Origin of the sequence: Sodaliphilus pleomorphus, assembly GCF_009676955.1 — a bacterium.
In the GTDB taxonomy this organism is placed as follows: domain Bacteria; phylum Bacteroidota; class Bacteroidia; order Bacteroidales; family Muribaculaceae; genus Sodaliphilus; species Sodaliphilus pleomorphus.
On the sequence record NZ_CP045696.1, the window covers coordinates 1,549,852 to 1,574,975 of the forward strand.

The window sequence follows — 25,124 nt, forward strand, 5'->3', positions numbered from 1 at the left end:
AGTGTGCAAAGATAGCACTATTTTTTATTTTGCAAAACGATATTAAAATAGGAATATATTAGAAATAAGCGACTTATGAGTTTTTCTCAAAGAGAGAGGTAATGACTTGGCAACAATCGCAAATTCTGTGATTTGCGATGTATTTCTGTCAAACAACTCTTATTTTATTAATTAGTACTTTCTTTTGAGAAGCAAGCTATATACCAAATAAAATTTTGTACCTTTGTACCCGTCAGACAAAAGAATGCGAATATGAACCGAATAAGAGAGGTATTGGATGCTAAAGGCATTAGCCAAACAGAATTAGCAAATAGGCTTGGAAAGACTTTCAACATGGTCAATATGTATGCCTCGAATAAAGTACAGCCTCCTATTCCTGTTTTGTATCGGATTGCAGATATTCTGAATGTAGATGTCAGAGAGTTGCTTATATCAAATCTAATCAACAAGGGTTGTGCCAATGGCGAAAAAAGAGATTAAAACAGACTTTTGGGTGCATGGGTTACTGCAAGAAGCAGGCTTAAACTTGACACCGCAAGGTTGCGACATAAAAGAAGTCGATGAAGCATTGAGAACTGCTTCAAAAGCACAAACTGGAAATGCTGGCTATCCTGAATACTGTGGGGTGGTAAAAGATTTCTTGCTTGTAATCGAAGATAAGGCATCACTTGACAAGCATCTTGCTAAAACGGAAAAAGGATTGATAGCACAAGATGTCAAAAGTGTAAAGGACTATGCAGTTAATGGGGCATTGTTTTATGGCTTGCATTTGGCGGCAAATACGTCCTATCATAAGGTATTGGCGTTTGGTGTGTCTGGCAATGAGAAAAGACATCGTATAACTCCTGTGTTTATAAACGAGAGGGGTGACTATCATGAATTATCCGATGTGGAAACCTTTATTTCTTTTAGTGAAAATAACATAGATGAATTTTATTTGAAAGAAATTTTGAAGGAAGAAACCGATGTTGAAAAGACAACCGCTGAAATACTCAAAGATGCCGAGAAACTGCACAACGACCTAAGAAATTACGGCAATCTGACAACGGAACAGAAACCTTTGATTGTTTCAGGTATTATGCTTGCTTTGAGAGAAATCGAGTATAAAACCTTTTCCATTGATTCGCTTGTTGGAGATACTGTAAAAACTGACGGTCAGAAGATTTACGAAGCCATCCGAAGCAATTTGCAACGTGCGAATGTAACGCCTGACACGAAACGCGATAAACTTTTGAGCCAATTTGCTGTTATAAAGGACACGACCAAAATCAACGAGAAAGACGAAACTTTAGGCAAAACCCCATTAAAACATTACACGGAGTTTCTTTATAACAGCATCTACAAGAACATACGTTACCAAAACTCGGCAGAAGATTATTTGGGCCGTTTCTATGGGGAATTCATGTCATACTCAGGTGGTGACGGACAAACATTAGGCATTGTTCTTACCCCTAAGCATATAACTGAATTGTTTTGCGAACTGGCAGATTTGAAAGTTGATGACAAAGTGCTTGACCCTTGTTGTGGTACAGCAGGTTTCCTGATTGCCGCCATGCATAAGATGGTCAAGCAGACCAACGATGAGGCGCAAAGAAGACATATTAAACGTGACCAATTATTTGGAATTGAATTGCAGCCTTATATGTTTACCATTGCTACAACAAATATGATACTTCGTGGCGATGGGAAGAGCAACTTGCACAATTGGGATTTTTTGAAACATAATCCAAGCCAATTACAGTTGAAAGGATGCACCGTTGGTATGATGAACCCACCTTATTCACAAGGCTCAAAAAGTAATCCAGACTTGTATGAAATCAGCTTTACGGAACATTTGCTTGATTCTTTGGTAGAGGGAGCAAGGGCTATTGTTATTATTCCACAATCTTCGGTAACGGGAAAAAGCAAGGAAGAACAGAATATCAAAAATAACATACTCAAACATCATACTTTGGAAGGAGTTATTACACTTAATAAAAACACGTTCTATGGTGTGGGAACAAACCCATGCATTGCCGTGTTTACGGCTGGCATACCTCATGACAAAGGTCATAAATGCAAGTTTATCAATTTCGAGGATGATGGCTTTGTGGTAAGCAAGCACATCGGTTTGGAAGAAACCGCAAGTGCCAAAGATAAACGACAACATTTACTTGATGTATGGTTCGGACGCATAGAAGCAGAAACAAAATTTTGTGTAGAGACAACCATAGAGGCAGAGGATGAGTGGCTACATGCTTTCTACTACTTCAACGATGAAATCCCTACGGAGAAAGACTTTGAAAATACAATGGCTGATTACCTGACATTTGAATTTAACATGATTACTCATGGTAGAGGTTATTTGTTTGAAGAAGAAAGAAAGGAGGAACAACATGAGTAACATAAGCGAAAAGTTGTGGAAAGACTTTCTTCTAACAGACTTTTTCGTTCTCGAAAAAGGAAATCAAAATAATATGGCGTCTTTGAAACTTGGGAATATACCTTTGGTTTCTGCAAAGAAATGTGATAATGGATATAAAGATTTTGTTGCTCCTAATAAGAAGAAACTTTATAAAGGCGGCATTATCACTTTGAATAACGACGGAGATGGCGGCGCGGGTATAGCCTATTATCAACCATATACAATGGCTTTGGATAGCCATGTGACAGCACTCATTCCTAAATTGCTGATGAACAGGCATCACCTTCTTTTCGTCGCAATGTGTATAACTAAACAACGGAATAGGTTCGGTCATGGTTATTCTCTGAATAGTAATAGATTACGGTCTTTTAGGTTTATGTTGCCCGTTGACAAGCAAGGCATATATCCTGATTGGCAATTCATGGAAGATTACATGAAAACCAAAGAACAACAAATTTTGAAACCCACAATAGAAAAGTTATGCAAACATTTGATAATCAACAACATAATAATGGGGGGGGGGGGGTAAATTATCCCAGACTCATTGGAAAGCATTTAATTTCACAGAAGTATTTACAGAGATACAACGAGGTAAGCGGCTTAAAAAAGCCGACCATTCAGAAGGTACAACACCATACATATCAGCTACAGCACTCAATAATGGAGTGGACGGATTTGTTGGAAATAAAAGTGGCGTAAGAAAGTTTTCAGATTGCTTGACTATTGCCAATAGTGGCAGCGTTGGGAGCGCATTTTTTCATCAATATGAATTTGTGGCAAGTGACCATGTTACTCAACTAAAAAGAGACGGATTAGACAAATATGCATATCTTTTTATGATACCCCTTATCAATCGTTTATCAGAGAAATATAGCTTTAATAGAGAAATAAATGACAATAGGATAAGAAGAGAGAAATTGATTTTACCTACGACAGATGAAGGTGAAATAGACTTTACGTTTATGTCGTCTTTTATGAAAGGGGTTGAACAAGACATCCTCCGAACAACGCTCAAATTCTTTAATGATAGACAAATTGTTAAAAATTCTAAAATGGGGGGGGTAAAATGGAAACACTTCCTCATTCGTGACATGTTTCCTATCCTCGTGCCTGGCAAATCAAAAGGTCTCAACCACATTGAAAAAGTTGAAAATGGCATTAGTTATCTTGGGGCGACTAATCAGAACAATGGAGTGCTTTGTTTTGTTACCGTCGACAAGAATTTGGTGCAAAAGGGCAATTGTATTGCCTTTATCCGTAATGGAGAAGGGTCTATGGGATATTCCGTTTATAAAGCAGAAGATTTTATTGCAACATCAGACATGACATTGGGGTACAATGAACATCTTAACAAATATATTGGTACATTCATCACAACAGTTGCAGACAGAATAAGGGGAAAATACAATTTTGGATACAAAAGAAGTGCCACTCGATTGGCAAAAGAAGTTCTTACTCTTCCTGCGGATGAAAATGGCAATCCTGATTGGGAATATATGGATAGTTATATGCGGAATATTGAAAACGAACATATATTAAGCTATTTCAAGACATTAGGGTTAGCCAAATAAACGACCAAGGGGAGGATAGCAAGCGGTTTTGGGCAGACCAAAAGGGGTAGTCAACTCAACTGTGTCAGGGGCGTTTTCCCGTTAGGCATTAACCTCGGTCGGCGGGACGCGATTTTCAATCGCGGTTCGACGACGAGGAGCCCGCGGCAACGCAAAGTTAACGCTTTCCATTGAATCTACACTAATGTAGCCTCCTCAATGTTGCACTTCGTTTTGGAATCTACACACGCGAGCCGCACGGCTGCACAGGTCCACGGCACCATACATATGTAACAGAGCAAGCCCCGATGCCGCACTGGGCCTCGGGGCTTGTCTTAGTTATGGTTGCTTAGAAAATAATTCGCAATCCGAATTATCAGTGTGTCGCTATCGGCGGGCTGTATTATTTGAGCTCGGCGAAGTACTTGATGGTGCGCACCATTTGAGAAGTGTAAGAGTTCTCATTGTCGTACCACGAAACAACCTGCACCTCATAGGTGTCGTCGTCGATCTTCACCACCATAGTCTGAGTAGCGTCGAAGAGCGAGCCGTAGCGCATGCCCAGGATATCGCTCGAAACGATTTCCTCGTCGTTGTAGCCGAAGCTCTCGTTGGCAGCGGCCTTCATAGCCTCGTTGATCTTCTCAACAGTCACATCCTTGCCCTTGACAACGGCATAGAGCAGAGTAGTAGAGCCATCGGGCACAGGCACGCGCTGTGCAGCGCCGATGAGCTTGCCGTTGAGCTCAGGCAGAACCAGGCCGATAGCCTTGGCAGCGCCCGACGAAGCAGGAGTGATGTTGCAAGCACCGGCACGGCTGCGACGCAGGTTGCCCTTGCGCTGAGGACCGTCGAGGATCATCTGGTCGCCTGTGTAGGCGTGGATGGTCTGCATGATACCGGTCTGGATAGGATACACGTTGTTCAGAGCCTGAGCCATAGGTGCGAGGCAGTTGGTGGTGCAAGATGCTGCGCTGATGATCTTGTCGTCGGCGGTGAGCGTCTTGTGGTTCACGTTGAAGACGATTGTCTTCAGGTCGTTGCCGGCAGGAGCCGAGATCACAACCTTCTTGGCGCCAGCCTTCAGGTGAGCCTCCGACTTGGCCTTAGATGTATAGAAACCAGTGCACTCGAGAACAACGTCGACATCGAGTTCTCCCCAAGGCAGTTCAGCTGCGTTAGGCTTAGCATAGATGGTGATCTCCTTGCCGTCGACAGTGATAGAGCCAGGAACAGTGACCGTGCGGCCGTCCTCAGCATACTGAGCGTCCTTGTACTCTACGGTGTGCTTCTTCTCGCCACCGATGATGCCCTGATAACCACCGTGAGTGGTATCATACTTCAAGAGCTGAGCCAGCATCTTGGGGCTGGTCAAGTCGTTGATAGCAACAACATCATAGCCAGGAGCTGCGAACATCTGGCGGAATGCGAGACGGCCGATGCGACCGAAACCATTGATAGCTACTTTAACATTTGCCATGATCTAAAAAATATTTTGTAAATATAAATAAGTTGTTTAAAACAATTCCAATATTGTTTTTGTTTTTTATGTATCTTTGCGCTGGCCTTGTGTGTGTGTGGCCTGCGCCCCCAACCAGGTGCGTTGATTGTTAATCTCCGTTTCCCTTGTTTTCGGCTGCAAAATTAATACATTTTTTGGTAATGTGCTTGTGCCAAAGACAAAAAAGTGGCAAATTTTCTTTCAATTAAGATAGTTTAATATTTGCCTGTACAGGCAGATTTTTTCATAGATAATGACCAAATAATTAAACAATTGAAACAATGAGTAAATTTTTAACTGAATTTAAAGAGTTTGCCATGAAGGGCAACGTCATCGACATGGCCGTGGGCGTGATCATAGGCGGTGCCTTTGGCAAGATTGTGTCGTCGCTGGTCGACAACGTGCTCATGCCTGTGCTGGGCATGATCACCGGCGGCCTCGACTTCTCGAGCCTCGACGTGAAAGTGGGCGACGCCACCCTCAAGTATGGCATCTTCCTGCAAAACGTGATCGACTTTCTCATCATCGCCTTCTGCATCTTCCTCATGATCAAGGGCATCAACAAGCTCATGCACAAGAAGAAACAGGAGGAAGCCCCCGCCCCCGCCGAGCCCAGCGCTCAGGAGAAACTCCTGGCCGAGATACGCGACCTCTTGAAGCAGCAGCAGCAGAAGTGAGCCGCAGGGCCGCCACATTAAACCTTGGGGCCGCCGCAGGTGTCTAATCACAAAAAAACGACGGGCACGACTCTTGCCGCGCTCACCCATATTTTTCTTTAAAACGTTGAAACGATGAGAAAGAGACTACTACAATTGACGATGCTGGCCATAGTGGCCACACTGGGCCTGGCTCTCACCAGCTGCGAGGACGAGGATATCGCCTACACGCTCGAGGGCACGTGGGAAGGCAATACCTACATGTATTCCTACTACAACGATGCCTATTACCAGTCGACCTACAGCTATGTCGACTTCTCTCGCGACCCCTTCACCTACACCTCGGGCACCGGGCACTGGATCGACTACTACAGCAATGCCCCCTGGGACTACGTGGCCAACCACATCTACTGGCAGGTCGACAACGGGGTGATCAGCATCCACTTCGAGGAAGACAACTACACCATCTCTATCGAGCGCTACCACCTCAACGACAACCACTTCACGGGCACGATATACTGGAACCGCGACAACGACCGCAACTTCGACCTGGTGCACACGAGCTCGCCCAACTGGAACAGCTATACCTGGGGCACCGGCTGGAACTACTACTATGCCCCGGCCGCCAAGGGCGACAAAGCCAAGGCTCGCGGCAACGCCGAGCGACCGCAGCGCGTGTTCAACCCGCAGAACATCGACCCGGCCCGGGTGGTGAAATAGCGGCGCCACAGCCCGCACCCATCACTACCACAACGGGAGGACAGCCTCACAGCAAGGCTGCCTCCCGTTGTTTTTTTTGCCCCTGCGCCATGAGAAACGATTTCCTCTACGCTATATAATGTACTGAACCACGGCGGGGCTCGCCTAAACATGGTGGCGGGCACGGCAAGGGGGGCTGCGTCGTAATTGATGCTTACGACGCAGCCCCCCAATCCTTGTTGTAGTGGAATATGGTCTCTGACTGGCTTCACAATGCTGGTATAAGATTAAAATGGCTGTCTTAATCCTTGTTGTAGTGGAATATGGTCTCTGACAGTAAAGAAACTGGTGAGATTGTAACTGGGATCCTGTCTTAATCCTTGTTGTAGTGGAATATGGTCTCTGACACAGAGAAATTCAATGAGACATTAAAAGTTCTTCAGTCTTAATCCTTGTTGTAGTGGAATATGGTCTCTGACAACTTCGCCATTGTGGAGGCTGACGGTACTCGCACCAGTCTTAATCCTTGTTGTAGTGGAATATGGTCTCTGACCTACAAGTGGTGAAACCCGTGAAGCCAACTACATGGAGTCTTAATCCTTGTTGTAATGGAATATGGTCTCTGACACTGCCAAGGGAGAAACAATCTACAATTTTGCAATTGGTCTTAATCCTTGTTGTAATGGAATATGGTCTCTGACAAAATGACGAAATATGCTCTAAAAAATCATGTTTGTGTCTTAATCCTTGTTGTAATGGAATATGGTCTCTGACCTATGACTATACAGTTACCTTAAAAGAGCTAATACAGTCTTAATCCTTGTTGTAGTGGAATATGGTCTCTGACATCACAAGTGTTGAAAGCAAGAGCAATGACTGGTAGTCTTAATCCTTGTTGTAGTGGAATATGGTCTCTGACATCACTGTTATGCAGTGAATCACCCAAACCTGAAAGGGTCTTAATCCTTGTTGTAGTGGAATATGGTCTCTGACCTATAAAAAATCATTGGTATGCAATAACTACAACTGTCTTAATCCTTGTTGTAGTGGAATATGGTCTCTGACCGTTAAAAATGAAATGCACTGTTTTCCAAGCCTTAACGCTACTCAAAAAGCTGTTGCACCTTCAAAATTAACAAAAATTAGCGCTCTTTTAAGCGAGTGCAAAATTAAACATTCGTGGCAAAATTTCAAAGAGCGATAATATTAAATTCCTATAAAACTCAACTATTGCTAAACACTGCTCACTGCGTTCCACATTATAGTGCTGGCAATCAACAGTATCCCGCAATCGTCACGCATCTCTCCACAGGTTGCCAACGCTGCAACTGCGGCACTATTGTGCACACTCAGGCTTGCTCACTGCAGTGCCACGGCAGGGCGTGGCTGGTGCATCAATGCGCGTCGAGCCAGTTGCCGGCCACACCGTGGCTGGCCGTGAGGCGCACATCGCCATGATAGGCATTTTCCATCTCATCGACCACGATGCGCTGCACCGTCTCGAGCTCGCCGGGCACGACGTCGAAGTTCAACTCGTCGTGCACCTGCAATATCATCTTCGACTTCAGGCCCTCGAGCTTGAAGCGGCGGTAGATGGCCACCATGGCAATCTTGATGACGTCGGCCGCAGTGCCCTGTATGGGCGCGTTCACGGCGTTGCGCTCGCTGAACTGGCGCACCACGGCGTTGCGCGAGTTGATGTCGGGCAACATGCGCCGCCGGCCGTAGAGCGTGGTCACATAGCCCTTTTCCTTGGCCTGGGCCACCGTGCGATCGATGTAGGCCCGCACCTGGGGGAAGGTGGCATAGTAGCCGTCGATGAGCTCCTTGGCCTCGCTGCGCGGTATGTCGAGGCGCTGGGCCAGCCCGAAGGCCGAGATGCCGTAGAGAATGCCGAAGTTGGCCGTCTTGGCCTTGCGGCGCTGCTCGGGGGTGACGCTCTCGAGCGGCTCGTGGTAGATCTTGGAGGCCGTGATGGCGTGGATGTCCTGCCCGTGCTTGAAGGCATCGAGCATGGTGGCGTCGTGGCTGAAGTCGGCCACCAGGCGCAGCTCGATTTGCGAGTAGTCGGCACTGAAAAACACGTTGCCGTCGCTGGGGATAAACGCCTTGCGTATTTCCTTGCCCTCGTCGGTGCGCACGGGTATATTCTGCAAGTTGGGGTTGGTCGACGAGAGCCGGCCCGTGGCGGTCACCGTCTGGTTGTAGGTGGTGTGGATGCGGCCCGTGCGGGGGTTGATGAGCTCGGGCAGGGCGTTGACGTAGGTCGAGAGCAGCTTCCTGATGCCGCGCAGCTCCAGTATCTTCGACACCAGCGGGTGCCTGTCGCGCAGGCGCACGAGTATCTCCTCGGTGGTGGAATACTGCCCCGACTTGGTCTTCTTGGCCTTGTCGTCGAGGTGCAGCTTGTCGAAGAGGATCACACCCACCTGCGAGGGCGAGGCCGTGTTGAAGTGCTCGCCGGCCAGGTCATAGCACTCCTGCTCCAGGCGCTCGACCTGGGCGGTGAGCTTCACCGAGTAGTCGGCCAGGGCTTTCACGTCGACGCGGGCGCCGGTCATCTCCATCGAGGCCAGCACCTCGACCAGGGGTTGCTCAATATCGGTGAGCAAGTGGGTCATGCCCTCGTGGTCGAGCTGCCGGTCGAGCACCGGGGGCAGCCACAGGCACAGGTCGGCCAGCTCGCAGGCCACCTGCGAGAGCTTCTCGGGCTTGAGCTGGCTCAGCTGCTTCTGGCCGCGCCCCTTGGGCCCCAGGTAGTCGTCGGGGCTCATGGCGGCATAGCCAACGAGCGTGGCGGCAATGCTGGCCGTGTCGTGGTTGCGCTCGGGCTGCAGCAGGTAGTGGGCCACGCCCGTGTCGTAGTAGGGGGCACTCCAGGCCACGCCGTGGGCATGCAACATCACCATGTCGCGCTTCACGTCGTTGCTCACCAGGCGGCGGCTGCCGGCCAGCAGGGGCCTCACCACGTCGATCATCCACCCGAAGTCGTCGAGCGGCAAGTAGGCCGCATGGTAGCGCTCGCCACACAGGGCAAAGCCCAGGATGTGCGCCCTCATGGCCTCCTGGCCCTGGGCCACGATGTGCAACCCTATGTCGCCCTGCCCCTGCATGAGCCCGGCCACATAGGCCCTGGCCTCGTCGAGGTCGGCGATGAGCCGGTAGTCGTGCTCGTGCGACTTGATGGTGGCTGCCGGCGTGGCCTCGACCGGCGCGGGCGCCTCGCTGCCGAAGAGCGAGGGCTGGCTCCCAGCCGGGGCAGCGGGCAGCGGCACCCCATCGAGCCCCGCGTTGGCCTCGCCGTGGTCGATGATGCGCGTGGTCAGCGTCTTGAATTCCAGCTCGGCAAACACCTTGCGCAGTGCCACATAGTCGACCGGCACACGCCGCAAGGCCTCCTCGTCCCAGTCGAGGGGCACATCGGTCTTGATGGTGGCCAGAAACTTGGAAAACACAATCTGCTCCCGGTTGTCTTCGATCTTTTTCTTGAGGCTGCCCTTGAGCTCGCCGGTGTGCTCGAGCAGGTTCTCGATGCTGCCGTATTGCTGTATGAGCTTCTCGGCCGTCTTGGGGCCCACACCCGGGCAGCCCGGTATGTTGTCGGCCGTGTCGCCCATCAGCCCCAGCAGGTCGATGACCTGCACAGGGCTTTGCAAGCCATAGAGCTCGTCGATTTCCTTCACGCCCAGCACCTCGTTCTTGCCGGGGTGGAAGATGCGGGTGCGGTCGTTCACCAGCTGCCCCAGGTCCTTGTCGCCCGTCACCATATAGGTGTCGAAGCCGTGGGCATAGGCCAGCTTGGTCATCGAGCCTATCACGTCGTCGGCCTCATAGCCGTCGACCTGCAGCACCTTTATATTATAGGCCTTGAGTATCTCCTTGATGTAGGGCACAGCCACCAGTATGCCCTCGGGCGTGGCGCTGCGGTTGGCCTTGTACTGCGCATAGGCTTCGTGCCTGAAGGTCTTGCCCCCAGGGTCGAAGCACACAGCGATGTGGCTCGGCGACTGATGCTTGAGCAGCTCTTGCAAGGTGTTGACAAAGCCGAAGATGGCCGAGGTGTTGATGCCTGTGCTCGTGAACCGCGGGTTGCGCAGCAGCGCGTAGTAGGCACGGAATATCAACGCATAGGCATCGAGCAGGAATAGTCGCTTTTGTTCCATAGTGGTGGTGTTAAGTCACGGCAAAGTTAGTCTAACTGCTCGGCAATACAAAATTTAATGCCGTCCATTATCGCCGAGTTGCGCACTGCCAGTCCACATCGGCTCCTTTTTGAGGTTATTACAAATAATTTAGATTGTTTTTATCGGCTTAGATGAAGAATTATTGCTACTTTTGCAGGCGCATGGCAACACTCGACCAAATACAAGAGACTATCAAGCCCGAGCTGGCTCAACTCAATGCAATCATCGCGCACACGCTGCACAGCAACAGCGCCCTCACCGACCACATTGTGAAAGAATATCTGCGCACCAAGGGCAAGCAGATACGCCCCATCCTGGTCTTGCTCAGCGGCAAGCTCTTTGGCGGTGTCAACGACAAGGTGCTCTATGCCGGTGCTGCCATCGAGCTGCTGCACAACGCCTCGCTCATTCACGACGACGTCATCGACGTGAGCTCGGAGCGACGCGGCGTGCCCACCATCAACAGCGTGTGGGACAACCACGTGGCCGTGCTCGTGGGCGACTACTTTGTGGCCGGCGCCCTGAAGTGTGCCGAGCAAACCCACGAGTACCGCGTGCTCAACTCGCTCTCCAACATGGGCGCCAACCTCTCGATGGGCGAAATCGACCAAATCGACAACGCACGCAACCACGAGATCACCGAGCAGGCCTACATGACCATCATACGCCGCAAGACGGCCTCGCTCTTTGTGAGCTGCGTCGAGGTGGGCGGCATCACAGCCGGCGCCGACGACCGGCGCCTGGCCAAGCTCATGAAATATGCCGAGCTGCTGGGCCAGTGCTTCCAAATCAAAGACGACACCTTCGACTACTTTCACGACCCCATCATAGGCAAGCCCACCGGCAACGACCTGCGCGAGGGCAAAATCACCCTGCCGCTCATCTACGCCCTGGGCCGCAAGGAGCTGCCCGAGCACGACGAGATGAACCGCCTCGTGCACAAGGCCACCCTCACCGACGGCGACATAGGCCGCCTGGTCGACTATGCCAAGGCCAGCGGCGGCATCGACTATGCCTACCGCGTGATGCAGCGCATGGAGAAAGAGGCCTGCCAGCTGCTCGACGACTTCGAGCCCGGCCCCACGGTCGACGCCTTCAAGTCGATCTTCTCCTACATCATCTCCCGCAACAAGTAGTGGCCCCCACCGCACCGCAGCACCCATCCCGTTTTTTTTCAGTGCCATTGCAGGGGAGGCGTGTCGAAAACTTTAAGACAATATTGCCGGCAACAAGAATATTTTTTATGGAACTGCAACGATACATCGTGGAGGGACGCATCGAGGCGGGCTGCGACGAGGCGGGCCGCGGACCGCTAGCGGGCCCTGTGACGGCCGCCGCCGTGATACTGCCGCCCCACTTCCACAACGACATCATCAACGACAGCAAGCGCCTGAGCGAGAAGAAGCGCAACGCCTTGCGCCCCGTGATCGAGGCCCAGGCCCTGGCTTGGGCTGTGGCCTGGGTGTGGCCCGAGGAGATCGACCGCATCAACATTCTCAACGCCTCGATACTGGCCATGCACCGCGCCCTCGACGCGCTCAAGGTGCGGCCCGAGTTTGTCATGGTCGACGGCAACCGCTTCAAGCCCTACGGCGACATCCCCTACGAGACCATCGTGAAGGGCGACGGCAAGATGATGCCCATAGCGGCAGCCTCGATACTGGCCAAGACGCACCGCGACGAGTACATGCGCAAGATTGCACAGGAGTATCCGCAATACGGCTGGGAGCACAACATGGGCTATCCCACGCGGAGCCACTATGCCGCCATTGCCCGCTACGGCATCACGCCCTATCACCGCAAGAGCTTCGCGCTGAGCAAGCAGCTCAGCCTCTTCGACGACGACGAGCGGCTGGCATAGCGTGCCCTCCTGTGTGCAGGGCACGCGTGGCATTGAGCACAGCAAGCACGAGCACGCCCACGTCGCCAAACACGGCAAGGGCCATGCCTGCCATGCCCAGCGCGGCAAGCAGCAGGATGACAGCCTTCACGCCTATCGAGAACACGACGTTCTCGCGGGCAATGCGCAGCGTGCGCTTGGCCACTTGGATGCCGACGGCAATCTTCGACGGCTTGTCGTCCATGAGCACCACGTCGGCCGCCTCGATGGCGGCATCGCTGCCCATGGCGCCCATGGCGATGCCCAGGTCGGCACGGGCCAGCACAGGGGCGTCGTTGATGCCGTCGCCCACCATGGCGAGTGTGTCGTGGCCGGTCTTCGAGGCCAGCAAGCGCTCCACCTGGGCCACCTTGTCGGCAGGCATGAGCTGGGCGTGATACTCGTCGAGCCCCAGTTGCCGGGCCACGGCAGCGCCCACCTGCTCATAGTCGCCAGTGAGCATCACCGTCTTCTTCACGCCGGCTTGCTTGAGCCGGGCCACGGCCAGGGCGGCATCGTCTTTCACACGGTCGCTGATGACGATGTGGCCGGCATAGCGGTTGCCTATGGCCACGTGTATCACCGTGCCGGCGCCGCTCTTGCACTTGTCGCAATGGCACACCTCGATGCCCAGCGAGGCCATGAGCTTCTCGTTGCCCACATTCACCGTCTCGCCGTTGACCATGGCATGCACACCCAAGCCAGGCATTTCCTGCACATCGTCTACCTTGCACCCGTCGGCCTCGTCGGGATAGGCATTGCGCAGCGACAGGGCTATGGGGTGGTTGCTGTAGCGCTCCACATGGGCCGCCAGGTGCAGCAGCTGCCGCTCGTCGATCTTGTCGGGATGCACGGCAGTGACCTCAAAGGTGCCCTTGGTCAAGGTGCCCGTCTTGTCAAACACCACAATGCCCACACGGGCCAGGGCCTCAAGATAGTTGGCCCCCTTCACCAGCACGCCCAGGCGCGAAGCCCCGCCAATGCCGCTGAAAAACGTGAGCGGCACCGAGATGACCAGGGCGCAAGGACACGACACCACCAGAAACACGAGCCCGCGGTACACCCACGTGGCCCACTGCCCCGTCACAACCGACGGCACCACGGCCAGCAGCAGGGCGAGGCCCACCACCACCGGCGTGTAGACCCTCGCAAAACGGGCGATGAAGCTCTCGCTGTGCGACTTGTGGGAGCTGGCGTTTTCCACCAGCTCGAGGATCTTGCTGGCCGTCGACTCGCCATAGGCCTTGGCGGCACGCACCTTGAGCACTCCCGTGAGGTTGACGCACCCCGACACCACCGTGTCGCCCTCGGCCACACTGCGCGGCACGCTCTCGCCCGTGAGCGCCACCGTGTCGAGGCTTGAGCGGCCCTCAAGCACCACGCCGTCGACAGGCACCTTCTCGCCAGGCTTCACCACCAGCGTCTCACCCACCTGCACCTCGCCAGGGGCCACCGTGAGCTCCCGGCCCGAGCGCACCACGTGGGCCGTGTCGGGACGCAAGTCCATGAGCTGGGCTATCGAGCGGCGGCTGCGCCCCTCGGCAATGTCTTCAAAGAGCTCACCCACCTGGAAGAATATCATCACAAACACTGCCTCGGGAAACTGGTTCTCGGCCCCGGGCAGGAAACCAATGGCCAGGGCCCCCATCGTGGCCACAGCCATGAGAAAGTCCTCGTCGAAGACCTCGCCGTGGGCAATGTTCTCGCCCGATTCCAGCAGCACGTCGTAGCCGGCCACCAAGTAGGGCACCATGTACACGAGCAGCAGCTGCCACATGGGCAGTGCCGTGCACCGCTCCAGAGCCCAGGCCGCGGCCAGCAACACAGCCGATAGCACGATGCGTACCAGCTTCACTTTGTTTTCTTTTTCCATTTTCATGTCGTCTATATTTTTCTGGTGCAAAGGTAGCACACTCGCCCTGCAACTGAGTTGCAAAGCTCCCCGCGGTGCAGCAGTGTGATTTTCATGCACATAAAAAAAATTTCACACGGGCCTCGAGGTGGGTCTTTGTGGTAGACTTGCCGTCGATGCGCACCGACTTCTGGATGTAGGCCCACGTGCCCTTCTTTGTAGTGCCGAATGTCGCCTTCATATCGATAATTCTTTGATACAACAACTACTATTATCTATAAATGTATAAATAAAGAATGAACTGTGCAACAATTCATTAGAAAAGATTTTACGCTCTAACTGTCAAAGTCCCGGCAAAGTCCCGTCCCGCAAAAAAGCGCAAACGCCGCCGCTGGTTCTCGCGAAAGTATTACGCTTCGGTAATGCGAATCAAGGAGTTCTATGAGGATAACATAGGACGCTCGTTCACGGGCATTTTGAGCAACGCACTCAATAAAAATTTCGGACGAAATCACTAGAAAAGCGAAGCCAACGGCCTCGCTTTTCTATTCGCTAAATTGGAATTTAGTTTGTCTTTATTTCGGCCAAAGATTGCTCAGTTGCTCAAATAGATAAGGGATATGGGCATAAGTATCATCTTTCAGCCCCAACCTTACCATAATCAATTGTTTATAAGGATTCACATAGAGTACCTGACCACGGATGCCCAAAGCATAATATCCGGGGTACTCTGGCTTTTCAGCGCCTATACAACTGGTATTGTACCAGCAGAAATGGTATCCTTCATTATCCCGTGAATACAATGTCGATTGCTCAATCCAAGATTCGCTGACAATCCTTTTGCCATTCCATTTCCCTTTGTTCAGATACAGCCGGCCGATTTTCGCCAAATCCAGCATCGTCAAGGCTAGTCCCCCGAAAGCGTGTGCTGTGTGGTGATTCTTGCTGTCATAAGTTATGTATGCCTGCGACTCCATACCGAGAGGCGACCATACCTTTTCTTCAAGGTAATCTGCAAATTTACGCCGAGTAGCTCTCTCGATAATGATTCCCAGTATCTCTGTAGTCATACTCTCGTATCGATACTCCGTACCAGGCTCGCAACGAAATTTCAACTTTTTGACTTGCCCCATGATGTTGCGCCCATAGTTTAGTTTGGCCATTGCGTGCAAGCGTTTGATATCTTTTAGCTTCAAGCTCAGCGAATAGGTGTCGTCGAAGTCTAAGCCACTTTGCATATTCAGCAGGTGCCGGATCGTGAGTTTCTGCCACATTGGATTCGCCTTCCTTAGCTCCGGCAGGTAATCCGTTACCGGATCATCTATGCTCTTGATATACCCCTCATCCACCGCAATGCCACAGAGCAGCGACGTAATGGACTTAGAGACTGAGAACACGCTTGCAATCTTGTCTGATGTAATATCTCCCGTGCATTTCTCATAAACGATACTGTCTTTCTGGATAATAAGCACGCCCTGTGTCTCGGTCTTGGGGCCGATGGCCTCCCACATTGTGGTATTGGAATACATTTTGCCCTGGTTAAAGAAATGCAAGGTGTCAATCCAGCCAGCCTGCTGTGATGCATGTTCAAAAGTGAAGACTTCGGAACGATTGACAATGGTATCCTTTAGTCTCTTTTCATAACTGAAACTCGTTGGACCATAAGCACCATCAGTCATATAGCCTCGCACAATAGTACAGGATGCCAGCAAGGTCATCGCAAAAATAACAAAAAGTATTCTCCTCACTAGATTATTTAAGTAATACATGTAAATTCCGATTTATCGTTCTAATTACGCTGCAAAGGTACGAATATCTTCCTTCTCAGCGTGTCTTTTGCGAGGTGAACTTGTCAATCTTCTTTTGCAACAAAATCGCAAAAGATTATGATTGATACTTCACAACTCACCTCACTCGTTTCCGCTTTTCGGGTTGAGACCGAAAAGGAGTCCATCTCACCCGAGACTGTCGGCAAACTCCTGCAGGACAATCTCGACTTGCTCGCCACCGCCAGTAGTGATACCGAGCGCAAAATCCTCGACGACTGGAAAGCGCTGACCGTCGTTTATGATGCCGCCCACGCTACCGGCATGGCCGACATGGAGCACATGTTTCTAACCTTGAAAGGCCGCAGCCTACGCAACGGCGCGTCTTTCACCTCGTCGGTGCCCCTGTACGGCGCAACCGACCTCAAAGCCGGCATCATGACCGCAGCTCATGTGCAAGCCATCATGGCACTGCAATCCTCGCTACCGCAGGTACGCTTGGCGGTCACTGCCCTGCAGACCACCGTACAACAGCACGGCTGGCAGTTGTCGGCAATCCAAGCCGCCGCTTACGTCGTGACCGACATCAAGCAGGGTGTCGGCAACGCCACCAAGATTTTCCTCTCGCTCACCAAGCACGATGTGCGCACCGGTGAGGACTTTCCAAACCTCGGCACCTGCCAAATTGCGGCGGCGACCGCTAACCAGGCAGGAGCCATGACTGCAGCACATGTCACGTCACTGGCTAACGCCAAGACGGACATCACCGCTCTGCAATCCGCTATGCGGAAAGTGCAGGGCGCAGGGTGCGTGGTCAACGGGGCTATGGTCTATCACCTTGACACCAATAGAGTAGGAATTATGCTGATGGGCTACGACCTCGCCACAGGCGACCGTGAAGTGGAAATGCACGATTTCTACATCCCGGCTGCCTCACAAGGCTCGGCAGGTGTGATGACCGCGACGCACGTCAAGCAACTTGACGCACTGCGCCAAGCAGTGTTCGGCGGCAGCGGCAGCGGCACCACCGCCCAAAAGGCTTACTTCCCGCTCGCCATTGAAATCAACAAGCTCACACTCAACTATCGAAGCCCTGGCCAAGTGCCAGGGTTTCTTTTGCTTGTCAACCCCAAAAGGCTCTGAAAGGCACAATGACGTAAAAAAATGTTAAATCACATCATTTTTCAATTGTAGCTTATTGATAATTATCCAAAGGGTAATTATCTTTGCAACGTGTTTTTCATGGTATTAGATTTAAGGTTAATTAAGATTGGTTGTCGTGAGACAATCAATTTTTTTTTGCCTCCAGCCCACCATCCGATAGGACCGCTGTGCAGGGGTTGCGCGCTACCGAGCTCGTGGCCGCCTGCCTAAATGCTGTCGCCCGCTATGCGGGCTTTTTGGCCGGCCTTGCCGCCGTGGCCTGCAACCACGGCCTGCAAAACGGCCTGCAAAACGGCGCGTCCCTGCCGCGGGCAAACCCGGGCAGGGACGGCATCTTGCAATTATGTACTTATACAATTATTTCTTTGGTTTTTTGCTAAACTTGTAAATGACGTGGAAGAGCACGTAGTTGGGCAGCACGTTGCGCCACACCTCGGTGCGTCCCTGGGCGTTCATCGTCACGCTGCGGTTGCTCAGCTGGTGCAGCATGTCGAACCCGTCGACCAGGAAGGTGAGGCCCAACTTAGTGAACGACTTCGACAGGCGGGCGTTCCACACCACATCGTTGGTGTTGGCACTGCTGTCGTCATAGCCACGGCGGCTGTAGATCGACAAGTCGGTGGCAAGCTCCACCTGCCAGGGCAGGGTGGCCTTGAGGGTGGGGCCATAGTGGAAGTCCCACACGCGCTGGGTCTCGAAGCCCTCGCGGCCGCTTGAAGCGCGGTTGAAGAGCACATAGCCGTTGAGGCCCAGGCGCATCCACGGGAATTTATATTCCAGTTTCAGGTCTTCGGAGGCCCATGTGTTGTGCACGATGCTGCGCGCTGGCATGGTTGTGAAATCGTAGTCGTCGGTGCTCACGACCGTCATCAGGTCGACGCTTCTCGTGGCACCGAAGCGCGTCTTGGTGTCGAGGCTGAGCAGCTTGTTTCTGGTGACAGGCGTGCCAAAGTCAACTCCGGCCTGAAACGCCGAGTTGCCGTCGACACTGTAGGGCTTGAAAACGCGGGCGCCCGTGTTGCGGTTGTAGGTGTAGGCCATCGACAGGGCATTCTTGTAGAGGTAGAAGCGGGTCCACACCGAGAAAATGAGGTCGGGTTTCTTACTGCTGTAGCCGTCATACTTCAGCAGGAAGAAGTGGGTGCAAGGGTTCCTGAGGTCGGGGTTGCCCAGGGTCACGTTGAGCGGGTCGGCGTCGGTGCGCACGGGGATGAAGCGCACCAGGTCGGGCACCTCATGGGTGAGGTAGTAACGGAACTCGATAGCCTTGTTCTGACTGTCCCACATCTTGCGCAAAATGAAAGTGGGGTTGAAGAACCAGGCACGGCGGTGGAGCGAGCCGTCGTAGGCGGCCTGCCGGTAGTCCATGTTGTAGTTGTTGAGCTCAAGGGGCAGCGACACATAGACCCAGATGTCCTTGTTGTCGCCATGCCAACGCGATATGCTCCAGTCCACGGCAAAGGTGTTGGTCGCCCGGTTCTGGCTGCGCCAGAAGCTGTTCTGCAAGTCGATGGTGCTCTCGTAGGCCTGCATCGAGGGCAACGTGCCCAGTGGCGTGTCGCTGCCGGCATCATAGCCTGCCAACTGGTCGAGCCGGTAGAGGGCATAGTCGTGGTGCTGGTGCTCCAGCTCTATTTTATAGGTGGGCTGGATATACATGATGTCGTTGAACCAGTACATCAGGTAGGTGCCGAAGTTGTAACTCAGGCTGTAGTTGGGCTGGCTGTGGGCGTAGCGGTTGCGGTAGTCGGTTGCGGCTGTGGGCAGCGTGGGGTAGTCGAGAAGGTAATGCGAGAAAGCCTTGGTCTTGGTCGACCGGTAGTGCAGGCCTGCCGAGAAGTCGAAGGTTGTCATCATATCCTCGGCCAAGTCCTGGCTGAAGTCGATGTCGTTGTCGACTGCCAGCTTGTCGACCTTTTCCAGCTGGCTGTAGAGCAACCGGTTGGCAGCAATGCGCCGCAGCAGGTTGCCAGCCGGTTGCCGGCCTATGGTGTCGATGAGCGCTGTGGCACTGCCCACATAGTCCTCGGGGTTCTCGTTGAAGGTAGCCGACACCATTGCCTGCCGGTTGCGCGTGCGCTGCCAGGAGAGTGACGGCTGCATCAACAAGGTGGTGCGCTTTGCAGGGGTCCACTTCCACTCGTTTTCGCTCTTGACGCTGAACGTGTGGCGGGCCTGCTGCTGCTGGTAGCGCGTCCAGCTGTCGTGGCCGGTGAGATAGTTGAGCGTGTTTTGCCGGGTGAGCGTGTGCTCGTCGTTGTGGGTGACGGTGGCGTTGCCCGAGAGCTTGTATTTCGAGTCTTTCTGCTTGATGAGATAGTCGAGGCCGGCCTGCCGTTGCGTGAGTTTGCCGGCAGGCATCTTCTCGGGCGTCCATGTCGTCGACTCCCCGGGGCGGCGGTCGTCGTTGAGGTTGTTGAGATTGCCGAACACCGACACGCGCGAGTGATCGGAGAAGCACAGGGCAAAGAGGCGGGCCAGATAGCGGTCGTGGGTGCCGCCGCCGGCCTCCACGTTGGCGATCCACCCAACGTTGTACTCTTTCTTCAAGTGCACGTCCATGACATAGGTCTCGTCGCCCAGTTTCTTGTGCAGGCGCTCGCCCAGCACGCTCGACTTTTCATATACCTTCACGTTTTTCACCATGTAGGCCGGCAGGTTGTCGAGCATGATCTTGCGATCCTTGGAAAAGAAGTCCTCGCCGTTGAGCAGCAGGCTCTCTACATACTTGCCGTTGACATAGATGCGGCCGTCGTCCTTGAGCTCCACACCCGGCATCTGGCGGATGAGGCCGTCGAGCATGCTGCCCTGCGAGAGCTGAAAGGCATCGGCATTAAACACCAGCGTGTCGCCCTTGTGGTAGAACTTGACCTTGGTGGCCTTCACCACCACATCGTTCAACTTGATCGTCTTGGGCTGGCGTTTCAGGAGCACATCCTCTACATAGCGCACTCCCTTGCTGCCGCGGCCGTGCACCTTCTTGGCCGGCAGGGTGACCACCGCAGGCTCATAGCCCTCGGCCTCAACACGCAGCAGCATCTCGGGCATGTCGCAAGTCTTGGCAGTGACCCAGTACACGGTCGTCAGGTTGCTGCTCGTCTGGTTCTTGCTGGAGCGGCCGCTGTCGACGGGCACGCCGTCGCGGGTGAGCAGTGTGACCTTAGCCCCATCGATGAGCACGTGGGTGAGGTAGTCTTTCACCTGCCCTATCACCATGCAAGGCTTGTCTTTGTCTTTAGCTATCGGTTTGGCTGCCGAGCCCTGTGGCCACATGGCCAGCATGACGACCATCAATGCGAGAATAATAATCCTTCTGTTCATGTGCTGCTTGTTTTAAAGTCTATTTGTCTTTTTTTTTGCAAATATAAGTGATATTTTACATTCTGTCGGCATTCATTCTTCTTTTTATCACTGAAGACAATATTGGCTCGCACATGATAGTTGCCTCTACACGTCGGCTCGACTCTAATGTAAAAAATCTTATGGCCGCGGGCCTGTGAGGGAACAGGCGCTGCGGGCTCATCATCACGCTCGACACTCGCCCCATGCCCTCAGAGAGGGCCGAAGATAGAGGATAGCCCGACGCCACACCGCCCTTATCGGTTTTTTTTTGTAACTTTGCACGCGATATGGAGACGAGAGGCAAGATATGCATTTTCGGGGCGTCGAGCAGCCGCATCGAGCGCACCTATACCGACGCTGCCTATGAGCTGGGGCGTCTCATGGCCCAGCACGGCTGGAGCTGCATCAACGGCGCCGGCAGCGAGGGCCTGATGCGTGCCGTGAGCGACGGCGTGCTCGACGCAGGCGGCACCGTGACCGGCGTGATACCCAAGTTTATGGTCGACAATGGCTGGAACTACGACCGCCTCACCCACACCATCCTCACTGCCAACATGCACGAGCGCAAGCAGCGCATGGCCCACATGGCCGATGCCTTCATCGCCCTGCCTGGCGGCTGCGGCACCATCGAGGAGCTCATGGAAGTGTTCACCTGGCGCCAGCTGGGCCTCATCGCCAAGCCCATAGCCCTGCTCAACACCATAGGCTTCTGGACCCCGCTGATCGACATGGTGGAGCGCTGCATCAAGCAGGGCTTCATGAAAGCCTCTCACGAGCAGCTGTGGCACGTGGCCGAGACCCCGCAGCAGGTGCTCGAGGAGCTGGAACGCGAAATCGAGACGGGCATTGTGCCCGCCGAGTCGAAATATTGATTGCACACACACACCCATTCATTCTCTCACAATTGCAATGCCCATCTATCATTCCACACACAGCCCTGCAACGCCGCAGGCAGCACCGCGCGACAGTGCCGCCGCCCTGCGCGACAGCTCCCTGCGCGACAGCACCCTGCTGCACTGGAAGCCCCGCTACCCGCAAGGCCTGCCGCCGCGCCAGGCGAGCCACGTGCCCGCCGGCAAGCAGCTCTCGCAGCTGCCCGTGATGGAGGTGCCCGCCGGCCGCACGCCAGGCAGCTACAACTCCTCGCCCCTGCACGACACCGTGTCGATGGCGCTCCTGCTGCTGGGCGTGCTGCTCATCACCCTGAGCTACAACAAGGGCTACATGTATATCGCCAACTTTGCGCACAACATGTTCTCCACCCGCAAGCGCGAGAACCTCTTCGACGACCACACCGTGAGCGACCTGGGCATCTTGAGCGCGCTCATCTTCAACACCTGTGTCACGATGGGCCTCATCGCCTTCTATGCCATAGGCTATCTCGTGCCTGGCATGCAAGCCGCCTTGAGCCACAACGTGAGCATGCTCGTGATCATGCTCGTGGCCTGGTCGCTACTCTTCTACCTGGCCCAGCTGGCCCTGTACTATGTGCTGGGTTTCACCTTCGGCGACAAGCTGGGCACCACCATCTGGACCAGCGGCTTCAAGGCCTCGCAGTCGCTGCTCGGCCTGCTGCTGCTGCCGGTGGCCATCATCTTGATGGTGTATCCAAATACTATCAAAGTCATGCTCATCACGGCCTTGTCTCTCTACATTTGTGCCCGTATTGTGTTTATTTGTAAAGGTTTTAGAATTTTTTTCAACAATTTGCAATCGAGTGTCTATTTTATTTTGTACCTTTGCGCCGTCGAAATTGTACCCCCGGTTTTGTACTGCGCCGGTGCAATAACTCTGTGCAACTTTTTACAGTCATAAAAACAATTTTGAATCGTGAAGATTAAGAAAATTCTTGTTTCTCAGCCCAAGCCATCCTCCGAGAAGTCGCCCTACTTCGACTTGGAAAGCAAGTATGGCGTAGAAATCGTCTTTCGGCCTTTCATCAAAGTAGAGGGGCTCTCTTCCAAGGAGTTCCGCCAGCAGAAGATCTCGATAGGTGACTACACGGCCGTGATTTTCACCGCCCGCACCGCCGTCGACAACTACTTCAGGCTTGCCAAGGAGTTGCGCTACGACGTCCCCGACACGATGAAGTACTTCTGCATAAGCGAGACCGTGGCCCACTACCTGCAGAAATACACCGTGTATCGCAAGCGCAAAATCTTCTATAGCGAGAACGGCCATGCCGACGGGCTCATGCCGCTCATCGAGAAGCACAAAAAAGAGGTGTTTCTCTACCCGGTGAGCGACGTGCACGAGTCAAAACTGCCCGAGCTCGAGACCAAGGACATCAACTTCAGGCGCGCCGTGATGTATCGCACCGTGAGCAACGACTTCGGTCCCGACGAGCCCTTCGACTACAACATGCTCATCTTCTTCACCCCCTCGGGCGTGAAGAGCCTGCTCAGCAATTTCCCCGACTTCGAGCAAGGCGACATCGCCATAGGCGGCATGGGCAACAAGACCATCGAGGAAATCAAGGCTTCGGGCCTGAGGCTCGACGTCACCACCACGCCTTCAACCCCGTCGATGGCCGCAGCCATAGGCAAGTATCTCGAGAGCGAGAGCAAGGCCAAGAAGTAAAGCCACACACACGCCCCACGCGCCCCCGCGCCGGGTGCAGGCGGCAACGATATTTTAAACACACACATTTTTTTCGGAGACTGGCCGCGCCAGCCTCCATTTTTTTCTTTTGCCCCGCAGCCACCCACATGTGAAGTCTTTTTAGTATATTTGCAATCACAATGGAAAACAACCGTCTATACAAGCGCGAGAAGCTGTGCAGCCGCACGGCCATAGCCCGCACCTTCGACTGCGGGCACAGCCTCATGGCCTACCCGCTGCGCGCCGTGTACCACATGGGGCCAAGCCGCCCTGAGGCTCCGGCACGGTTCATGATCACCATTCCAAAGAAAAAAATACACACTGCCGTGCAGCGCGTGGCCCTGCGCCGCCGCACCCGCGAGGCCTACCGCCTCAACCGCCAGCTGCTGCTCCCCGCCCTCGAGGCAGCCGGCCGCAGCCTCGACGTGGCCTTCATCTACCTGGCCAAGGACGAGGTTGCCCCCTATGCCGTGATCGAGGAGAAAATGCGCGACATCCTCACGCGCATTGCACAAGCCACCCATGACTGAGGCAATGCACACACTGGCCGCCGCCTGGCACTTCATTTCCAGGCTGGCAGGATGGCTGCTCATCTTGCCCATCATGCTCTACAAGAAATTCATCTCGCCGCTCACCCCGCCCATGTGCCGCTTCACTCCCACATGCAGCACCTATGCCATCGAGGCCATCAAGAAGTACGGCCCCCTCAAGGGCACGTGGCTGGCCGTGAAGCGCATCGTGCGCTGCAACCCATGGGGCGGCAGCGGCTACGACCCCGTGCCATGATTGTCGATTTCCACACCCACCGTCATGCCCCCGCAACCGTGGGGCTCGTGAGCATCGAGAGCGTCGACCCCCGGCAGTTCGACCCGCAACCAGGCTGCTTCTACTCGGTGGGCCTGCACCCCTGGCACACTCTTGAGCCCCACGTCGAAGCCAGCCTGCAACTGCTGGCACGGCTGGCCGCCCACCCGCAGGTGGTGGCCATAGGCGAGACCGGGCTCGACCCCAACCGCGGCGCGGCGCTCGACGAGCAGCAGCGCATCATGCAGCGCCACATCGCCATCGCCGAGCAAGCTGGCAAGCCCCTGGTGCTGCACATGGTGCGCACCAGCCAGCTCCTGCTCAAGGCCATGAAGCAGTCGCGGCCCAGCGTGCCGTGGGTGCTGCACGGCTTCAGGTCGCGGCCCACGGTGGCACAGCCCCTCGTCGACGCCGGCTTCTACTTCTCGATAGGCCCCAGGTTCAACGCCCAGTCGCTGCAGCTCATTCCGCCCGCCCGCCTGCTCATCGAGACCGACGACTCGCCCGTGCCCATTGCCCAGGTGGCCGCCCTCGTGGCCCAGGCCACCGGCCTCACGGCAGCCCAGGTGGCCGGCATCGCCACCCGCAACGCCCTCGCCCTGCTGCGCCTGTAGCGGGGTTTCGGCCACAAGCCCCCGAAAAAAAAACACCGCCACTCATGCAATTGCACCACACTTGAGCAATTTTTTTTTGCCTATTCACTTTTATTGTGTTAACTTTGC

20 protein-coding genes and 1 pseudogene are annotated in these 25,124 nt (G+C 53.8%); 15 read left to right on the forward strand and 6 right to left on the reverse strand.

Features of this window, described 5'->3' with window-relative positions:
- Positions 1-252 precede the first annotated feature (252 nt).
- The 4 genes and pseudogenes from GF423_RS06325 to GF423_RS14305 all read left to right on the forward strand — a co-directional run.
- The gene (locus GF423_RS06325; RefSeq protein ID WP_154327553.1) at positions 253-480 is read left to right on the forward strand and encodes a helix-turn-helix domain-containing protein; all 228 of its coding nucleotides are present in this window, start codon (positions 253-255) and stop codon (positions 478-480) included.
- On the forward strand, positions 461-2,383 hold the full coding sequence (locus GF423_RS06330) for an HsdM family class I SAM-dependent methyltransferase (RefSeq protein ID WP_154327554.1): 1,923 nt from the start codon (positions 461-463) through the stop codon (positions 2,381-2,383). The genes GF423_RS06325 and GF423_RS06330 overlap by 20 nt, the downstream gene beginning before the upstream one ends.
- Complete coding sequence (locus GF423_RS06335) at positions 2,376-2,933, forward strand: restriction endonuclease subunit S (protein ID WP_206113405.1); 558 nt, start codon at positions 2,376-2,378, stop codon at positions 2,931-2,933. The genes GF423_RS06330 and GF423_RS06335 overlap by 8 nt, the downstream gene beginning before the upstream one ends.
- Before the next feature lie 25 nt (positions 2,934-2,958).
- Positions 2,959-3,975, forward strand: a pseudogene (locus GF423_RS14305) (restriction endonuclease subunit S); the annotation flags it as partial.
- A gap of 382 nt (positions 3,976-4,357) precedes the next feature.
- Here GF423_RS14305 and gap read toward each other — a convergent pair.
- Positions 4,358-5,434 carry a type I glyceraldehyde-3-phosphate dehydrogenase gene (gap, locus tag GF423_RS06345; protein ID WP_154327557.1) on the reverse strand — a complete coding sequence of 359 codons (1,077 nt, stop codon included), beginning with the start codon at positions 5,432-5,434 and terminating at the stop codon, positions 4,358-4,360.
- 302 nt (positions 5,435-5,736) lie between these two features.
- Here gap and mscL point away from each other — a divergent pair, with 302 nt between their 5' ends.
- Both mscL and GF423_RS06355 read left to right on the forward strand, forming a co-directional pair.
- Positions 5,737-6,132 (forward strand): large conductance mechanosensitive channel protein MscL, encoded by a 396-nt coding sequence (gene mscL, locus GF423_RS06350; protein WP_154327558.1) that lies wholly within the window; start codon positions 5,737-5,739, stop codon positions 6,130-6,132.
- Positions 6,133-6,246: 114 nt separating this feature from the next.
- Positions 6,247-6,831, forward strand: coding sequence for a hepatitis A virus cellular receptor 1 (locus tag GF423_RS06355; RefSeq protein ID WP_154327559.1), 585 nt, complete (start codon positions 6,247-6,249; stop codon positions 6,829-6,831).
- 1,373 nt (positions 6,832-8,204) lie between these two features.
- Here the strand turns inward: GF423_RS06355 and polA are convergent.
- The gene (polA, locus tag GF423_RS06360; RefSeq protein ID WP_154327560.1) at positions 8,205-10,973 is read right to left on the reverse strand and encodes a DNA polymerase I; all 2,769 of its coding nucleotides are present in this window, start codon (positions 10,971-10,973) and stop codon (positions 8,205-8,207) included.
- Between the two features lie 182 nt (positions 10,974-11,155).
- Here polA and GF423_RS06365 point away from each other — a divergent pair, with 182 nt between their 5' ends.
- Together GF423_RS06365 and GF423_RS06370 are read left to right on the forward strand one after the other, a co-directional pair.
- Complete coding sequence (locus tag GF423_RS06365; RefSeq protein ID WP_154327561.1) at positions 11,156-12,130, forward strand: polyprenyl synthetase family protein; 975 nt, start codon at positions 11,156-11,158, stop codon at positions 12,128-12,130.
- Positions 12,131-12,237: 107 nt separating this feature from the next.
- Positions 12,238-12,855 (forward strand): ribonuclease HII, encoded by a 618-nt coding sequence (locus GF423_RS06370; RefSeq protein WP_154327562.1) that lies wholly within the window; start codon positions 12,238-12,240, stop codon positions 12,853-12,855.
- Here GF423_RS06370 and GF423_RS06375 read toward each other — a convergent pair.
- The 3 genes from GF423_RS06375 to GF423_RS06380 all read right to left on the reverse strand — a co-directional run bounded on the left by GF423_RS06375 (position 12,821) and on the right by GF423_RS06380 (position 16,494).
- The gene (locus GF423_RS06375; RefSeq protein ID WP_154327563.1) at positions 12,821-14,746 is read right to left on the reverse strand and encodes a heavy metal translocating P-type ATPase; all 1,926 of its coding nucleotides are present in this window, start codon (positions 14,744-14,746) and stop codon (positions 12,821-12,823) included. The two genes, GF423_RS06370 and GF423_RS06375, sit on opposite strands and share 35 nt — an antisense overlap.
- 91 nt (positions 14,747-14,837) lie before the next feature.
- Complete coding sequence (locus GF423_RS14260; RefSeq protein WP_262885008.1) at positions 14,838-14,966, reverse strand: hypothetical protein; 129 nt, start codon at positions 14,964-14,966, stop codon at positions 14,838-14,840.
- A gap of 334 nt (positions 14,967-15,300) precedes the next feature.
- Positions 15,301-16,494 carry a serine hydrolase domain-containing protein gene (locus GF423_RS06380; RefSeq protein ID WP_154327564.1) on the reverse strand — a complete coding sequence of 398 codons (1,194 nt, stop codon included), beginning with the start codon at positions 16,492-16,494 and terminating at the stop codon, positions 15,301-15,303.
- A gap of 117 nt (positions 16,495-16,611) precedes the next feature.
- Between GF423_RS06380 and GF423_RS06385 the strand changes: the two genes are divergently transcribed.
- On the forward strand, positions 16,612-17,634 hold the full coding sequence (locus tag GF423_RS06385; RefSeq protein ID WP_154327565.1) for a hypothetical protein: 1,023 nt from the start codon (positions 16,612-16,614) through the stop codon (positions 17,632-17,634).
- 378 nt (positions 17,635-18,012) lie between these two features.
- On the opposite strand, the gene GF423_RS06390 is transcribed toward GF423_RS06385, so the two are convergent.
- Positions 18,013-20,976, reverse strand: a complete 2,964-nt coding sequence (locus tag GF423_RS06390) for a hypothetical protein (RefSeq protein ID WP_154327566.1) — start codon at positions 20,974-20,976, stop codon at positions 18,013-18,015.
- A gap of 308 nt (positions 20,977-21,284) precedes the next feature.
- Here GF423_RS06390 and GF423_RS06395 point away from each other — a divergent pair, with 308 nt between their 5' ends.
- The 6 genes from GF423_RS06395 (at position 21,285) to GF423_RS06420 (ending at position 25,016) form a co-directional block, all read left to right on the forward strand.
- Positions 21,285-21,869 (forward strand): LOG family protein, encoded by a 585-nt coding sequence (locus GF423_RS06395; RefSeq protein WP_154327567.1) that lies wholly within the window; start codon positions 21,285-21,287, stop codon positions 21,867-21,869.
- A 37-nt stretch (positions 21,870-21,906) separates the two neighbouring features.
- Positions 21,907-22,812: a DUF4271 domain-containing protein gene (locus GF423_RS06400; protein ID WP_154327568.1), complete on the forward strand. Its 906-nt coding sequence runs from the start codon at positions 21,907-21,909 to the stop codon at positions 22,810-22,812.
- Between the two features lie 15 nt (positions 22,813-22,827).
- The gene (locus GF423_RS06405; RefSeq protein ID WP_154327569.1) at positions 22,828-23,577 is read left to right on the forward strand and encodes a uroporphyrinogen-III synthase; all 750 of its coding nucleotides are present in this window, start codon (positions 22,828-22,830) and stop codon (positions 23,575-23,577) included.
- A 161-nt stretch (positions 23,578-23,738) separates the two neighbouring features.
- Positions 23,739-24,128, forward strand: coding sequence for a ribonuclease P protein component (locus GF423_RS06410; protein ID WP_154327570.1), 390 nt, complete (start codon positions 23,739-23,741; stop codon positions 24,126-24,128).
- Positions 24,121-24,384 (forward strand): membrane protein insertion efficiency factor YidD, encoded by a 264-nt coding sequence (gene yidD / locus GF423_RS06415; RefSeq protein ID WP_235911589.1) that lies wholly within the window; start codon positions 24,121-24,123, stop codon positions 24,382-24,384. Before GF423_RS06410 ends, yidD begins: the two co-directional genes overlap by 8 nt.
- Positions 24,381-25,016, forward strand: a complete 636-nt coding sequence (locus GF423_RS06420; protein WP_206113406.1) for a TatD family hydrolase — start codon at positions 24,381-24,383, stop codon at positions 25,014-25,016. Before yidD ends, GF423_RS06420 begins: the two co-directional genes overlap by 4 nt.
- Positions 25,017-25,124: the final 108 nt, after the last annotated feature.